The organism is Nocardioides sp. 31GB23 (assembly GCF_040012395.1).
GTDB lineage: Bacteria > Actinomycetota > Actinomycetes > Propionibacteriales > Nocardioidaceae > Nocardioides > Nocardioides salarius.
In genome coordinates, this window is the sequence record NZ_JBDYKJ010000006.1 from 1 (window position 1) to 14976 (window position 14976).

Consider the following 14976-nt stretch of genomic DNA (forward strand, 5'->3'; position numbering starts at 1 on the left):
CTCCTCCCCCCGCTCGCGCCCGGACCGCTGCCCCGGGGTGCTGCGCCCCTGGCCCGCCGACGACGGCGCACTGGTGCGGGTGCGCCTCGTGGGCGGTCGGCTGCCCGGCTCGTCGCTGCGGGCGCTGGGACGGGTGGCGCTGGCGCACGGTGACGGTCGGCTGCACCTGACCGGTCGCGCCAACCTGCAGCTGCGCGCCCTGCCGTCGGTCGCGACGGTCGACGGTCCGGTGCTGCCGCCCGAGGTGGTCGACGCGATCGTGGCGACCGGCCTGCTCCCGGCGCCCTCGCACGACCTGGCGCGCAACGTGGTGGTCTCGCCGCAGACCGGCCTGGCCGGCGGCCGCGCCGACCTGCGGCCCGTCGCCGCGCGGCTCGACGCCCTGCTCTGCGCCGACCCGGCGCTGGCCGCCCTGCCGGGGCGCTTCCTGCACGTGCTCGACGACGGCCGCGGCGACGTGGCCGGGCGCGGGTGCGACCTGGGCCTGGTGGCGCTCGACGCGCGGACCGCCCAGCTGCGGGTGGGCGGCGCCTGGGGCGAGGTCGTCGCCCTGGCCGAGGCGCCGGCCCGGCTGGTCGGGCTGGCCCGCGCGTTCCTCGACGCCCGCGGCACCGGCCCCGGGGCCGCCTGGCACGTCGACGAGCTGGCCGGGCCGATGGTCCCACCCAGGCCGCCGGACGAGCGGGCGCTGGTGCGCAGCGCGCCGCCGGCGTACGGCGCGGTGGCCGGCGGGTGGCACCAGGAGGCCGTCGACGGAGTGCTGTGCGCCGCCGACGTCGACACCCTGGTCGAGCGGGCGGGTGGCCCCGACGCCGACCTGGTCGTCACGCCGTGGCGCGGCGTGCTGGTGCCGGAGGTCGCACGATGAGCCGGCCGGTCGCGCCGCCGCGGCGCTACGACTACGTCAGCGACGGGCCGGCGATCTACGTCGACTCCTTCGCCACGATCCGCCGCGAGGCGGACCTGTCGGGCGTGCCGGCCGACGCGGAGAAGCTGGCGGTGCGGATGGTGCACGGCAGCGGCCAGGTCGACCTGGTGCCCGACCTGGTGATCCACCCCGGCCTCGTCGCCGCCGCGCGCGAGGCGCTGGCCGCGGGCGCGCCGGTGCTGTGCGACGCACGGATGGTGGCCATGGGGGTCACCGCCAGCCGGCTGCCGGCCGGCAACGAGGTGCTCTGCCACCTCACCGACCCCGAGGTGCCCGAGCTGGCGCGCCGGTGGGGCACGACGCGCACGGCTGCGGCGGTGTCGCTGTGGGAGCCGCGGCTGGAGGGCGCGGTCGTGGCCATCGGCAACGCGCCGACCGCCCTGTTCCACCTGCTCGAGACGATCCTCGACGGCGGGCCGCGCCCGGCGGCGGTGATCGGCTGCCCCGTGGGCTTCATCGGGGCGCGGGAGTCGAAGGAGGCGCTGGCCTCGTTCGGCGACGACCACGGCATCGACCTGCCGTTCGTGACCGTGCGCGGTCGCCGCGGCGGCTCGGCGATGGCCTCCTCGGCCGTCAACGCGCTGGCCCAGGAGCAGGAGTGAGCGGGCGGCTGTACGGCGTCGGGCTGGGGCCCGGTGACCCCGAGCTGGTGACCCTCAAGGCGGCTCGGCTGATCGGGTCGGCCGACGTGGTGGCCTACCACGCGGGCGTGAGCAAGCGGTCGAACGCGCGACGCATCGCAGACGACCTCGTCCCGCCGGGCGCGGTCGAGGAGGAGCTGCGCTACCCGGTGACCACCGGGGCCACCGACCACCCGGGCGGGTACGCCGGGGCGATGGCCGACTTCTACGCCGAGTGCGGCGAGCGGCTGGCCGCGCACCTGGAGGCCGGGCGCGACGTCGTGGTGCTCGCCGAGGGCGACCCGCTGTTCTACGGCTCGTTCATGTACCTCCACGACCAGCTCGCGGAGCGGTTCGAGACCGAGATCGTGCCGGGGGTGCCGGCCTTCGCCGCGGCCACCGCGGCCACGGCGACGCCGCTGGTGCGCCAGACCGACGTGCTGACGGTGCTGCCCGGCACGCTGCCGAAGGCCGAGCTCGCGCGCCGGCTCGCCGACACCGACGCGGCGGTGATCATGAAGCTGGGGCGCACCTTCCCGGGGGTGCGCGAGGCGCTCGCCGAGGCCGGCCGCCTCGACCACGCGCTGTACGTCGAGCGGGCGGCCATGCCCGAGGAACGCTGGCTGCCCGTGGCCGACGTCGACCCCGCGAGCGTGCCGTACTTCTCGCTGGTGGTGGTGCCGGGTGACTCGCTGGCCGGTCGCGGCCGCCGCGGGCCGCGGGCGGAGCCGCAGGTCTCGGCCGACCGCACGGCACCGGCCGCCGAGCTGCTGGTCGTCGGCCTGGGGCCGGGGCCCGAGCGGTGGCTGACCCCGGAGGTCGAGACGGCCCTGGCGGAGGTCGACCACGTGGTCGGCTACGCGCCGTACGTCGCCCGGGTCCCGCAGCGCCCCGGCCTTACCCGGCACGCCTCGGGCAACACCGTCGAGGTCGACCGGGCCCGGTTGGCGCTCGGTCTGGCGCGCGGCGGCGAGCGGGTGGCCGTGGTCTCGGGGGGTGACGCGGGTGTCTTCGGGATGGCCTCGGCGGTCTACGAGGCCGTCGACGCCGACCCCGCGCTGGCCGACGTGCCGGTCAGGGTGCTGCCCGGGGTCTCGGCGGTGCAGGCGGTGGCGGCGCGGGCGGGGGCACCGGTGGGCGCCGACTTCGCGGTGGTCAGCCTGTCGGACCGGCTCAAGCCCTGGTCGGTGGTCGAGAAGCGGCTGCGCGCCATCGCCGAGGCCGACCTGGTGCTGGCCGTCTACAACCCGGCGAGCCGCTCGCGCACCGAGCAGGTGGTCGCGATGCAGAAGGTGCTGCTCGAGCACCGCTCCCCCGACACCGTCGTGGTCGTCGGCCGCGACGTGGGTCGCGCCGAGGAGTCGCTCGAGGTGACCACCCTGGGCGCGCTCGACCCTGCCGGGATCGACATGAAGTGCCTGCTGCTCGTCGGGGCGACCTCGACCCGCGTGGGGGCGGGCGGGGCCGTCTGGACGCCGCGGTACGTCGAGCCTCAGGCCGCCGGCGGGTAGTCGTCGAGCACGAGCTGCAGGCGCGCCCGGACGACGTCGACCTGCGGTTGCGGTCGCTGCTCGGCTGGTGGGTCGCCGGGTGGCAGGGCGGGTGCCCTGGAGCGGACCTGGTGGCCGGTGGGGGTCGTCGCGGTGACGACGCCGCCGTGGGCGGTCGCGGTGAAGCCGGGTGCTTCCTTGGCCTGGTTGCAGGCCTCGCACAGCCCTTGACCGTTCACTGCGCTGGTGGGGCCGCCGGCGTGGTCGGGGACGACGTGGTCGCGGTGGCGGATGGGGGCGTCGCACCACGGGGTGCGGCACGACTGGTCACGCAGGTCGATGAAGAGTCCCAGCGCGGCCGGGAAGGCGCGGGAGCGGGAGTCCATCGTGACCAGGGCGCCGGTGCTGGTGGTGTAGAGCCGCCGGAGCGTGGCTTGCGCCTGCTCGAGGGCGGTGGCGACCAGGTCGCGGGCGTACCCGGCCGGTACGGGTCCGTACCCGGCGATCCAGCCCGGGGCGTGGCCGCCGCCGAGGAGGGTGGCATCCGAGACGGTCAGGTTGACCGCCACCGGCACCGACGCGCGGGCCGGGCCAGGAACTGGCGCCGGCTCGGCGGGCTCTGAGCTGGTGGCGGCCGGGGTGGTGAGGGAGGCGACGAGGGCGTCGGCCATCACCTGGCCGCGGGAGCGCTCGTCCCCGGCGGCACGGGCCTGGTCGGCGGCGCGGGTCAGGGCGGCGTAGACCGAGACTCCTTGGGCGACCGGGAGCAGCGCGGTCAACCAGGTCATCGTGTCGGGGGCGGGTCGCAGCGAGACGTGCCGCTCGCCCTCGGCCCTGCGTGAGCGCTTCAGGGCGGCGTGCGGGTCGAGCTCATAGGCGCGAGCCCGGGCAGCGGCCACCAGCCGCTTGTCACCCCACCCCTCGGTCGTCTCGGGGTCGGCCATCAGCTCCGCATCGACCCGACGCCGGTCTTCCAACGACAGGCAGGCGGTCTCGCGGGCCATGAGGGTGGCGCGCCATTCGCCGCACCAACCCGCGCGCATCGCAGCCAGCGTGTGCGGCATCTCGGCCACCAGGATCTTCGCCAACCCCAGGTGGCAAGCACCCCGGTTGGGTGACTCCCGTCGGGCCAGCGCGACCTGCGAGGCCACCCCGGCGCCCTGCTTCTCCGCACGCACACCCGCGGCGGCGTGGCGGCGGCGTACGACCTCGTCCAGACGCGCCGTCACCTCGACCTGCAACGCCTCCAGGCGGCACTTCTCCTCCTCGGCCGCGCGCAGCACCTCGACCAGCTCGACCTCGGAGAGGTCGGCCAGGTCGAGACCGGGTGCGGGAGCGAGTGCCATGACGACACTTTACTCGAACATGTGTTCGAGCGCAAGGGTCTGCAGAGACCTATTCGGGCCCGTCGGGGCCGTCCCTGCCTCTCCTGGCCGCGCCGCCCGCACCCCTCGACCCGTTGCCCCACCTACCCGGGCCGTCGGCTCAACGGCAGCTCCAAGAGCAGCACCCAGCTGCCGATGCGCGGACGCGCGCGGGTCAGAGTGGTCGCGTCGCGACGAGGTTGGTCCCGTAGGTGGTTTCCTCACGGTCCACCTCGGTGAATCCGACCTTCGCCAGCACACGGCCAGAAGCGGTGTTCCAGTCCCAGACGGAGGCCCACAGCTGCTCGTGCCCAGACGATCTCGCCCAGTCCAGCACCGCCCACGACGCCTCGGTCGCGTACCCCTGTCCCCAGGATCGACGCAGGAACTCGAAGGCCAGCTGCGGTTCGCGCACACCTCGGCCGCTGCCGACCAGGCCGCAGCAGCCGATGGCGTCGCCGGCGACCTTCCGCTCCACCGCCAGCAACCCGACTGACGATGGCTCGACAGCGCGAATGGTCTCCTCGAGCTCGGCGACCGTGGGGTGTCCGGCCGAGTCGATGCGGCGGTGCGGGGGCACACGTGGATCGCGTTCCATCCACATCTCACGCTGGACGGCGCCCTCGCCCACCCGCCACGGCCTGAGCAGCAGCCGACCCGTTCCAAGCACGACCCGCCCGTTCCCAGCCGCTCCACCTGCCATGGCAACAAGAGTCTCACCCGCGAACCGCACGCTCGTGCCACGGTGGCGCGTGGACGCGTCGACGAGCACCGCCTGTGAGCAGGGCCTCCGCGGTCCAGTCGCTGGCTCACCGCCCCCGGCGAGCCCCTACGGCTTCGTCCGCTCCCGCGCCGCGTCGTAGAGGTAGGACTCCCCACCGTCGCGGGCCAGCGCCCGGCCGACCAGGATCACCGCGGCCTGTCGCAGCCCGGCCTCCTCGACCAGGTCGGCGATGTCGGCGACGGTGCCGCGCAGCAGCAGCTCGTCGGGCTGGCTGGCGCGGTGCACCACGACCACGGGGCAGTCGCTGCCGTAGAACTCCTCCACCTCGGCCATCAGCTCGCGGGTGCGGGTGATGGCCAGGTGCAGCACCAGCGTGGCGCCGGTGGCGGCGTACGCCGCGAGCGACTCGCCCTCGGGCATCGCGGTCGAACGGGCCTGGGTGCGGGTCAGCACCACCGACTGCGCCACCAGCGGCACGGTCAGCTCGCGCCCGGCGAGCGCCGCGGCGGCGGCGTACGCCGGGACGCCCGGGGTGACGTCCCACGCGACCCCGGCGGCGTCGAGGCGCCGCGACTGCTCGGCCACCGCGGAGTAGAGCGACGGGTCGCCCGAGGTCAGCCGCACCACATCGAGCCCGTCGCGGGTGGCGGCCACCATCTCGGCGACCATGGTGTCGAGGTCGAGGTGCTGGGTGTCGACCAGGCGCGCGTCGTCGCGGGCGTGGCCGAGCACGGCGGCGTCGAGGTAGGTGCCGGGGTAGAGCACCACGTCGGCCGCACCGATCAGCGCCGCGGCGCGCAGGGTGATCAGGTCGGCGGCGCCGGGGCCGGCGCCCACGAAGTGCACGGTCACGGGGTCTCCTGGTCGGTCGGGAGGGGCCTGGTCCACGCCCACTGGGTCACGGCGCGAGCGGGGGTCCAGCCCGTGAACGAGCCGAGCGGCGCGGCGTGCTCGACCGACGTGCGGGTCAGCTCGCCGCCGTGCGCGGCGTACGCCGCCGCCAGCAGCTGCTCGCTCTCGAGCGTCACCCCGTGCGCCACCAGCCTTCCCCCCGGTCGGAGCCGTTCGCGGCACAGGTCGAGCAGCCCCGGGGCGGTGGCGCCCCCGCCGACGAAGACGGCGTGCGGGTCGGGCAGGTCGACCAGCGCCTCGGGAGCCCGCCCGGCCACCACCTCGAGCCCCGGGACACCCAGCCGGGCCGCGTTGCGGGCCACCCGCTCGACGCGGGTGCCGTCGGCCTCGACCGCGACCGCGCGGCAGGTGGGGTGGGCGCGCATCCACTCGATGCCCACCGAGCCGGCGCCGGCGCCGACGTCCCACAGCAGCTGGCCGGGCTGGGGCGCGAGCCGCGAGAGCGCCGCGGCACGCAGGTCGCGCTTGGTGAGCTGGCCGTCGTGCTCGAAGGAGTCGTCGGGCAGCCCCGTGGCCCACGAGCCGACCACCGGCCCGCGCAGCTCGAGCGCGACGAGATTCAGGTCGGGCACGCCCGCGGGCGGGTCGGCGTGCCAGGCCTCGGCCGTGGCGTCGACCCGCGCCTCGCGCTCGCCGCCGAGGTGGCTCAGCACGCTCATGGTCGAGCCGGCGTACCCGTGCTCGACCAGCAGCCGCGCCAGCACCGACGGGGTGGTGGCGTCGGAGGAGAGCACGACGAGGCGCCGACCCGGCGCCAGCTGGCGCACGACGGTCTCGGGACGACGACCGACCACGGTGACGACCTCGACGGTCTCTGCGGGCCACCGCATCCGGGCCCGGGCCAGCGCCACCGACGACACGGCCGGGTGCACCTCCACCGCCTCGGCGCCGAGCAGCCCGACGAGGGTGCCGGCGATGCCGGAGACGAACGGGTCGCCGGAGGCCAGCGCCACGACCCGGCGCCCGTCGTGCTGCCACAGCAGCGCCGGCAGCCCCTCGCGCAGCGGCGAGGGCCAGGCCAGGCGCAGCTGGTCGACATCGGCGGGCAGCATGGCCAGGTGCCGGTCGCCGCCGAGGACCACCTCGGCCTCCAGCACGGTGCGCTGCAGCGGCTCGGGGAGGCCCTCCCAGCCGTCGTCGCCGACCCCGATCACGACGACGGTGGACGGGCTGGTCGAGGTCACGGGCGCTGACGCTATCGTGACGGCGAAGCCACGAGGTGCCCCGAGGCCCGGTAGAGACAAGCCGGCGCGGAGGGGAGAATCTGGGAAGCCGGTGAGAGTCCGGCACAGGCCCGCTGCGGTGACCTGGAGGGCGCGAGAGCGCCGAGCCGGGAAGTCCGAAGACCGGCCTCGTGGCGCCTATCCGATGGCGGACGAGCGGGAGCCTCCCATGCCACAGCAGTACCCCTTCTGCGCCGTCGTCGGCGCCGACGAGCCCGACGGCCCCTTCGGCGAGATGGCCCTCGCCCTCCTCCTCACCACGATCTCGCCCGAGGTCGGCGGCGTGCTCGTGCGCGGGCAGAAGGGCACGGCCAAGTCGACCATCGTACGGGCCCTCGCCGAGGTGCTGCCGCACATCGACGTCGTCGCCGGCGACCGGTTCTCCAGCGACCCCCGCGACGACACCCACCTCTCCCCCGACGGCCCCTTCGCCGCCGACGTCGCGGTCGAGTCGCGGCCGGTGCGCCTGGTCGAGCTGCCGGTCGGGGCCACCGAGGACCGGGTGCTCGGCTCGCTGCACCTCGAGCGCGCCCTGTCGGAGGGCCGCACCGAGTACGAGCCCGGCCTGCTGGCCCGCGCCCACCGCGGGCTGCTCTACGTCGACGAGGTCAACCTGCTGCACGACCACCTCGTCGACGTGCTCCTCGACGCCGCCGCGATGGGCCGCGCCACCGTGGAGCGCGACGGCGTCTCGCTGACCCACGCCGCCCGCTTCGTGCTGGTCGGCACGATGAACCCCGAGGAGGGCGAGCTGCGCCCCCAGCTGCTCGACCGGTTCGGGCTCAGCGTCGAGGTCGCCGCCCCCGACGACCCGGCCCTGCGCGCCGAGGTGGTGCGCCGGCGGATCGCCTTCGACGCCGACCCGGCCGGCTTCAGCGCGTCGTACGCCGCCGCTCAGGCAGCGCTGACCGAGCGGGTGCGCGCCGCGCAGGAGCAGGTCGTCCACGTCGAGCTCACCGACGCCGCGCTGCTGCGCATCGCCGAGCTGTGCGCCGCCTTCGGCGTCGACGGGCTGCGCGCCGACATCGTCACCGCGCGCACCGCGGTCGCGCACGCCGCCTGGCAGGGACGCGACCGCGTCGTGCTCGACGACATCCGCGCCGCGGCCAGGCTGGCGCTGCCCCACCGGCGCCGCCGCAACCCCTTCGACGCGCCCGGCATGGACGACGAGCTGCTCGACCAGGTGCTGGGCGACGACCTCCCCGAGCCGCCCGACCCCGACCCCGAGCCGGATCCGGACGGCCCCGGCGACCCCGGCGGGACGTCATACGGTGAGGACGAGGGGACGTCCCGCCCGTATGACGTTCCGCAGGAGCCGGAGGACGACGCCGAGCCCGGCAGCAGCGACCCGGCCGACAACGACGCCAGCGCCGGCGCCGGCGACCGACCGGCCGGCGGGGGCTCCCCCGTCAGCGCCGGGCAGCCCTACCGCACCCGCCTGCTCACCGCCCACGGCACCGGCACGGGCGAGGCGGGGCGGCGCAGCCGCGCCATCACCGAGCGCGGACGCCGCGTGGGCGCGAGCGCCACGGGCAGCGGATCGGTGCACCTGCTGGAGACCCTGCGTGCCGCCGCGCCCCACCAGGCCGCCCGCGGCCGCGACGGGGGCCGGCTGCTGCTGCGCCCCACCGACCTGCGCTTCGCCACCCGCGAGGGCAAGGAGGCCAACCTGGTGCTCTTCTGCGTCGATGCCTCCGGCTCGATGGCAGCGCGGCGCCGGATGGATCAGGTCAAGACCGCGATCCTCTCGCTGCTGCTCGACGCCTACCGCCGCCGCGACAAGGTCGGGCTGGTGACCTTCCGCGGCACCGGCGCCGAGCTGGCGCTGCCGCCGACGCACTCGGTCGACGTCGCCGCCGCCCGCCTGGAGGAGCTGCCGGCCGGAGGGCGCACCCCGCTGGCCGAGGGCCTGCTCGAGGCCGCCCGGGTGCTCGCGGTCGAGCGGCTGCGCGACCCGCGGCGCCGGCCGCTGCTGGTGGTCGTCACCGACGGCCGCGCCACCAGCGGCCCCGACGCGGTCGACCGCTCCCGCCTGGCCGCCGGCCTCCTGGCCGCCCAGGGAGTGGCCAGCGTGGTCGTCGACTGCGAGAGCGGCGCGATGCGTCTCGGCCTCGCCGGCGCCCTGGCCGCCCACCTGGGCGCGGAGCACCTGCCGGTCGGCGAGGTGAGCGCCGAGGCGCTCGCCGACGTCGCGCGTGCGGCCTGATGCCGGCCCCGGACAGCGTGCCGATGTCGCTCTACGAGGCGATCGAGCGACGCCGCGACGTGCGGGCCGAGTTCACCGGCGAGGCTCCCGACGACGCCACCCTGACCCGGGTGCTGGCGGCCGCGCACCGTGCCCCCAGCGTCGGGATGAGCCAGCCCTGGGACTTCGTCGTCGTGCGCGACCGCACCACCCGCGAGCGCTTCGCCACCCACGTCGCCGGCGAGCGGGCGTCGTACGCCGCCGGCCTCGACGCCGGGCGCGCCGAGACGTTCGCCCGCATCAAGGTCGAGGGCATCCGCGAGGCCGGCCTCGGCGTGGTCGTCACCCACGACCCCGACCGCGGCGGCCCGCAGGTGCTGGGCCGGCACAGCATCGACGACACCGGCCTCTACTCGACCTGCCTGGCCATCGAGAACCTCTGGCTGGCGGCCACCGCCGAGGGCCTGGGCGTCGGCTGGGTCTCCTTCTACCGCGAGCAGCACCTGCGCGACCTGCTGGGCATCCCGCCGCGGGTGCGCCCGGTCGCCTGGCTCTGCGTCGGCCGCACCAGCGGCCTGCACGACGTCCCCGACCTCGAACGCCACCGGTGGCGCGGCCGCCGCCCGCTGGCCGAGGCCGTCCACCACGACAGATACCGGAGCTGACATGCCGCAGGGCCGCCCCACCACCGTCCCCGACGACGGTCTGACCACCGCGCAGCGCCGCTCGCTGCCGCTGCTGATGGTGCACACCGGCGACGGCAAGGGGAAGTCGACCGCCGCCTTCGGCGTCGCGCTGCGCGCCTGGAACCAGGGCTGGGACGTCGGCGTCTTCCAGTTCGTGAAGTCCGCGAAGTGGCGCATCGGCGAGCAGAGCGTGCTCGAGCGGCTCGGCGAGCTGCACGAGCAGACCGGCGAGGGCGGGCCGGTGGCCTGGCACAAGATGGGCGCCGGCTGGTCGTGGAGCCGCAAGGAGGGCTCGGCCGACGACCACGCCGCCGACGCCGCCGAGGGCTGGGCCGAGGTCAAGCGGGCGCTGGCCGAGGAGCGCCACGACCTCTACGTGCTCGACGAGTTCACCTACCCGATGGAGTGGGGCTGGGTCGACGTCGACGACGTCGTCACCACGCTGCGCGAGCGCCCCGGGCGCCAGTACGTCGTCGTCACCGGGCGCCGCGCCCACCCGGCGCTGGTCGAGGCCGCCGACCTGGTCACCGAGATGACCAAGGTCAAGCACCAGATGGACCGCGGCCAGAAGGGCCAGCGGGGCATCGAGTGGTGAGCGCCCCCACCCCCCTGCCTCGGGTCGTCGTGGCAGCCCCGGCCACGGGCGCGGGCAAGACCACGGTCGCGACCGGGCTGATGGCCGCGCTCGCCCGGGCCGGGCACGAGGTGTCGGGCCACAAGGTCGGCCCCGACTACATCGACCCCGGCTACCACGCGCTGGCGTGCGGGCGCCCCGGCCGCAACCTCGACCCGCACCTGGTCGGCGAGGACCTGCTCGCGCCGCTGCTGCTGCACGGCGCCCGCGGCGCCGACGTCGCGGTCGTCGAGGGGGTGATGGGCCTGTACGACGGCCGCGTGGGCACCGAGGGCTACGCCTCGACCGCGCACGTCGCGGCGCTGACCCGCTCGCCGATCGTGCTCGTGGTCGACATCTCACGCTCCTCCCGCTCGATCGGCGCGGTGGTGCACGGGATGGCCACCTACGACCCGACCGTGCAGGTCGCCGGCGTGGTGCTCAACAAGGCCGGCTCGCCCCGCCACGCCCGCGAGGTGGCCGACTCGATCGCACCGACGGGCATCCCGGTGCTCGGCACCATCGGGCGCGACGAGGCCGTCGAGGCGCCCTCGCGCCACCTCGGGCTGGTGCCCGCCGCCGAGCGCGGCCTGGCGGCCGAGTCGCTGGACCGGCTGGCCGGGCAGGTGGCCGAGCAGGTCGACCTCGACGCGGTGCTGGCGATCGCGCGCAGCGCCCCCGACCTCGAGGCCGCACCCTGGGACCCGGCGGTCCAGGTGCGGCCACCCGCAGGCGCCACGACGACCGGGGACCGGCCTGTCGTCGCCGTCGCCGGCGGACGCTCCTTCACCTTCCGCTACACCGAGACCGACGAGCTGCTGCGGGCCGGTGGCTGCGAGGTCGTCACCTTCGACCCCGCGACCGACGCCGCGCTGCCGGCCGGCACCCGTGGGATCTACCTCGGCGGCGGGTTCCCCGAGGTGCACGCCGCCGCCCTGGGCGACAACGCGTCGCTGCGCGCCGAGGTGGCGGCCGCGGTGGCCGCGGGCGTGCCGACGGTCGCCGAGTGCGCCGGGCTGCTCTACCTCTGCGAGAGCCTCGACGACGTCGCGATGGTCGGCGCGGTGCCCGCGCGGGGACGGATGACCGAGCGGCTGACGCTCGCCTACCCCGAGATGACCGCGGTCTCCGACTCGCTGCTGACCCGCGCCGGGGAACGCGTCACCGGCCACGAGTTCCACCGCACCCACGTCGAGCCGGTCGCCGGCAGCGCGCCGGCCTGGAGCGGCGAGGGGCACACGGTCGGTTTCACCAGCGCCAGCCTGCACGCGGCGTACCTGCACGTGCACTGGGCGGGGCACCCGCGGCTGGCGCAGCGTTTCGTCGACGCGGTGCACCGTGGGTGACGCCGCCGCCAGCGACCCGTCGACCCCGTGGGCCGACCCGCTGCGCCACCACGGCGACGCGGAGGTGCGCGGCGCCGGCCTGCTCGACCTGGCCGTCAACGTCTACCCCGGCCCACGCCCGGGGTGGCTCGACGCCGCGCTGCGCGCCAGCCTCGACGACGTCGGCGCCTACCCCGACCCGGCCCCGGCCGAGCGGGCCGTGGCCGCACGCCACGGCGTACCGGCGGCCCATGTGCTGGCAACCGCCGGCGCCGCCGAGGCCTTCTCGCTGGTGGCACGGCTGCGGCGCTGGCAGCGCCCTGTCGTGGTGCACCCGCAGTTCACCGAGCCGCACGCGGCGCTCGAGCAGGCCGGCCACCGGGTCACCAGCGTCCTCACCCGGCCCGAGGACGGCTTCGCGCTCGACCCCGCCGCGATGCCTCACGACGCCGACCTCGTCGTGGTCGGCAACCCCACCAACCCCACCGGTCGCCTGCACCCGGCCGCCGACCTGCTCGCGCTGCGCCGGCCGGGACGCCTCGTGGTCGTCGACGAGGCGTTCATCGACACGGTGCCCGGCGAGGCCGGGACTCTGGCCGGCGAGCCGCTCGACGGCCTGGTGGTGCTGCGCAGCCTGACCAAGCACTGGTCGATCCCCGGGGTGCGGGCCGGCTACCTGCTCGGGGCGCCCGACGTCGTGGCCGCCCTGCGGCGCGAGCAGGTGCCGTGGTCGGTCTCGACCACCGCCACGGCGGCGATCGAGGCCTGCTGCACCGTCGTGGCGCGCGCCGAGGCCGACCGCCGGGCCCGCACGATCGCCGCGTGGCGCGCGCACCTGGCCGCGTCGCTGGCGGCGGCCGGTGTGACGACCCTGCCCTCGGACACCTCGTTCCTGCTGGCCCGGCTCGGTGCAGGAGGTCGCGAGCGGCTGCGCGCCCGGGGCGTCGCCGTACGCCGCTGCGACACCTTCCCCGGCCTCGACGCCGGCTGGGTGCGCGTCGCGGTGCGTCCGCCCGAAGTCACCGACCAGCTCGTCACCGCCCTCGCCACCAGCCCTGGCGGCCGTCCCACCACCCCTCCTGGAGGTCCCGTGACCACCGTCCCCACACCCGTCCCCGTCCAGCCACCGCACGCGCCCAGCGCCCGCGCCGGCGCCGAGCGGCTGGCGGGCCTCGCCGTGCCGGCGGGCGCGCTGGGCCGGCTCGGCGAGCTGGCCACCTGGCTCTGCGCCGTGCAGGGCCAGGTGCCGCCGCGCCCGCTCGACGACGTGCGGCTGGTGATCTTCGCCGGCGACCACGGGGTGGCCCGGCACGGGGTGTCGGCGTACCCGCCCGAGATCACCGGCGCCATGGTGCGCACCTTCGTGGCCGGGCGCGCCGGCGTCAACGCGCTGGCCGCCGCCCACGGCGTGCGGGTGCGGGTGCTCGACCTCGGCGTCGACGCCGACCTCGACGGGCTGCCCGCCGATGTCGGCGCGCACAAGATCCGTCGCGGCAGCGGCGCGATCCACCTCGAGGACGCCCTCACCGCCGACGAGACGCAGCGGGCCATGGCCGTGGGACGCGGCGTGGCCGAGCAGGAGGTCGCAGCCGGGGCGCAGCTGCTGCTCAGCGGCGACATGGGCATCGGCAACACCACTCCGGCGGCGGCCCTCGTGGCCGCCAACCTGGGGCTCGGCGCGAGCGACGTGGCCGCGGTCGCCGGCCGGGGCACCGGTGTCGACGACGCCGGCCTGGCCCGCAAGCGCGAGGTGCTGGGCGCCGCGCTCGAGCGGGTCGGTGACCGGGCCGCCGACCCCGTGGAGTCGCTCACCGCCCTGGGCAGCGCCGACCTGGCCGCGACCGTGGGCTACCTGCTGGGGGCGACGCACGCCGGGGTGCCGGTGCTGCTCGACGGGCTGATGTCGGTGGCCTGCGCGCTGGTCGCCGAGCGGATCGCCCCCGGCACCGCCGGCTGGTGCGTGGCCGGGCACCGCTCCCCCGAGCCGGCCCAGGCGCTGGCCCTGGATCGGCTGGGGCTCGAGCCGCTGCTCGACCTCGGGCTGCGCCTGGGCGAGGGCAGCGGAGCGGTCACCGCCGTGCCGCTGCTGCGCAGCGCGGTGGCGCTGCTGCGCGACGTCGCGCAGCTGCGTGACCTGGTGCCCACGGATGCCTGACTCCTGGCGCCTGGCGCTCGGCACCCTGACCGTGCTGCGGGTGCCACCACCGCGTGCGGTCACACCGGTCGTCGCCGGCCGCGCGATGCTGCTGGCCCCGCTGGCGGTGCTGCCGCTGGGTCTCCTGGTGACCGTGGTCGGCCTGCTCGGCGCCCGGCTCACCCTGCCCCCGCTCGCCGTGGCACTGGTCGCGGTCGGCGCGCTCGCCGCCGGCAGCCGCGCCCTGCACTGGGACGGGCTCTCCGACGTCGCCGACGGCCTCACCGCCTCCTACGACCCCGCGCGGTCGCTGGAGGTGATGAGGTCGGGCGCGTCCGGCCCCGCCGGGGTGCTGGCGAGCGTCGTGGTCCTCGGCGTGCAGGTCGCCTGCCTGGCCCCGCTGCTCACCAGCACCCGCGGCGCGCTCGTGGCCGGGCTGCTGGTCTGCGCCTCCCGGGCCGCGCTGGCCGGGTGCTGCCTGCGCGGGGTGCCGGGCGCTCGCCGCGACGGGCTGGGAGCGGCGTACGTCGGCACGGTGCGGCTGCTGCCCGCGCTGGGACTGTGGTCGGTCGCGGCCCTCGCGCTGCTGCTCGCGGCCGGCTGGCCGGGCCTCGTCGCGCTCGCGGTGGCGGCCGGGGTGGTGGCCGCGCTGGTGCGCAGGGTGGTGCGACGCCTCGGCGGGGTGACCGGCGACGTGCTGGGCGCCGCCGTCGAGCTCTCGCTGGCCGCGATGCTGCTCGGCGTGCTCACCGGGGGCCCGGTCGGGTGAGCG

Annotated in this window: 13 protein-coding genes and 1 riboswitch; of the genes, 9 read left to right on the forward strand and 4 right to left on the reverse strand. The window is 76.6% G+C overall.

Annotation, left to right across the window (positions count from 1 at the left end):
- The 3 genes from ABKW28_RS02880 to ABKW28_RS02890 all read left to right on the forward strand — a co-directional run.
- Positions 1-868 (forward strand): precorrin-3B synthase (locus ABKW28_RS02880; RefSeq protein WP_348606205.1); only part of this gene is annotated, 868 nt, incomplete at its 5' end.
- Positions 865-1530 (forward strand): precorrin-8X methylmutase, encoded by a 666-nt coding sequence (locus ABKW28_RS02885; RefSeq protein ID WP_348606207.1) that lies wholly within the window; start codon positions 865-867, stop codon positions 1528-1530. The genes ABKW28_RS02880 and ABKW28_RS02885, both read left to right, overlap by 4 nt.
- A complete protein-coding gene (locus ABKW28_RS02890) occupies positions 1527-3059 on the forward strand; it encodes a precorrin-2 C(20)-methyltransferase (RefSeq protein ID WP_348606209.1) in 1533 nt (510 codons plus the stop codon). Before ABKW28_RS02885 ends, ABKW28_RS02890 begins: the two co-directional genes overlap by 4 nt.
- On the opposite strand, the gene ABKW28_RS02895 is transcribed toward ABKW28_RS02890, so the two are convergent.
- The 4 genes from ABKW28_RS02895 to cbiE all read right to left on the reverse strand — a co-directional run bounded on the left by ABKW28_RS02895 (position 3041) and on the right by cbiE (position 7222).
- The gene (locus tag ABKW28_RS02895) at positions 3041-4384 is read right to left on the reverse strand and encodes a DUF222 domain-containing protein (protein WP_348606211.1); all 1344 of its coding nucleotides are present in this window, start codon (positions 4382-4384) and stop codon (positions 3041-3043) included. The genes ABKW28_RS02890 and ABKW28_RS02895 overlap by 19 nt on opposite strands.
- 193 nt (positions 4385-4577) lie before the next feature.
- Entirely contained in the window at positions 4578-5105 is a 528-nt protein-coding gene (locus tag ABKW28_RS02900) for a GNAT family N-acetyltransferase (RefSeq protein WP_348606213.1), read from the reverse strand.
- Between the two features lie 126 nt (positions 5106-5231).
- Positions 5232-5978 carry an SAM-dependent methyltransferase gene (locus tag ABKW28_RS02905; protein WP_348606215.1) on the reverse strand — a complete coding sequence of 249 codons (747 nt, stop codon included), beginning with the start codon at positions 5976-5978 and terminating at the stop codon, positions 5232-5234.
- Positions 5975-7222 (reverse strand): precorrin-6y C5,15-methyltransferase (decarboxylating) subunit CbiE, encoded by a 1248-nt coding sequence (gene cbiE / locus ABKW28_RS02910; RefSeq protein ID WP_348606217.1) that lies wholly within the window; start codon positions 7220-7222, stop codon positions 5975-5977. Before cbiE ends, ABKW28_RS02905 begins: the two co-directional genes overlap by 4 nt.
- A gap of 16 nt (positions 7223-7238) precedes the next feature.
- Positions 7239-7408, forward strand: a riboswitch (cobalamin riboswitch).
- Positions 7409-7430: 22 nt separating this feature from the next.
- Between cbiE and ABKW28_RS02915 the strand changes: the two genes are divergently transcribed.
- Genes ABKW28_RS02915 through ABKW28_RS02940 form a run of 6 tightly spaced genes read left to right on the forward strand, consistent with a single transcriptional unit; the run spans position 7431 to position 14973 of the window.
- The gene (locus ABKW28_RS02915) at positions 7431-9467 is read left to right on the forward strand and encodes a VWA domain-containing protein (protein WP_348606219.1); all 2037 of its coding nucleotides are present in this window, start codon (positions 7431-7433) and stop codon (positions 9465-9467) included.
- A gap of 23 nt (positions 9468-9490) precedes the next feature.
- Complete coding sequence (gene bluB / locus ABKW28_RS02920) at positions 9491-10111, forward strand: 5,6-dimethylbenzimidazole synthase (RefSeq protein WP_348606221.1); 621 nt, start codon at positions 9491-9493, stop codon at positions 10109-10111.
- Position 10112: 1 nt separating this feature from the next.
- Positions 10113-10727 (forward strand): cob(I)yrinic acid a,c-diamide adenosyltransferase, encoded by a 615-nt coding sequence (cobO, locus tag ABKW28_RS02925; protein WP_348606223.1) that lies wholly within the window; start codon positions 10113-10115, stop codon positions 10725-10727.
- On the forward strand, positions 10724-12091 hold the full coding sequence (locus ABKW28_RS02930; RefSeq protein ID WP_348606225.1) for a cobyrinate a,c-diamide synthase: 1368 nt from the start codon (positions 10724-10726) through the stop codon (positions 12089-12091). The genes cobO and ABKW28_RS02930 overlap by 4 nt, the downstream gene beginning before the upstream one ends.
- On the forward strand, positions 12084-14225 hold the full coding sequence (cobC, locus tag ABKW28_RS02935) for an Rv2231c family pyridoxal phosphate-dependent protein CobC (protein WP_348606227.1): 2142 nt from the start codon (positions 12084-12086) through the stop codon (positions 14223-14225). Before ABKW28_RS02930 ends, cobC begins: the two co-directional genes overlap by 8 nt.
- Positions 14218-14973 (forward strand): adenosylcobinamide-GDP ribazoletransferase, encoded by a 756-nt coding sequence (locus ABKW28_RS02940; protein WP_348606229.1) that lies wholly within the window; start codon positions 14218-14220, stop codon positions 14971-14973. Before cobC ends, ABKW28_RS02940 begins: the two co-directional genes overlap by 8 nt.
- Positions 14974-14976: the final 3 nt, after the last annotated feature.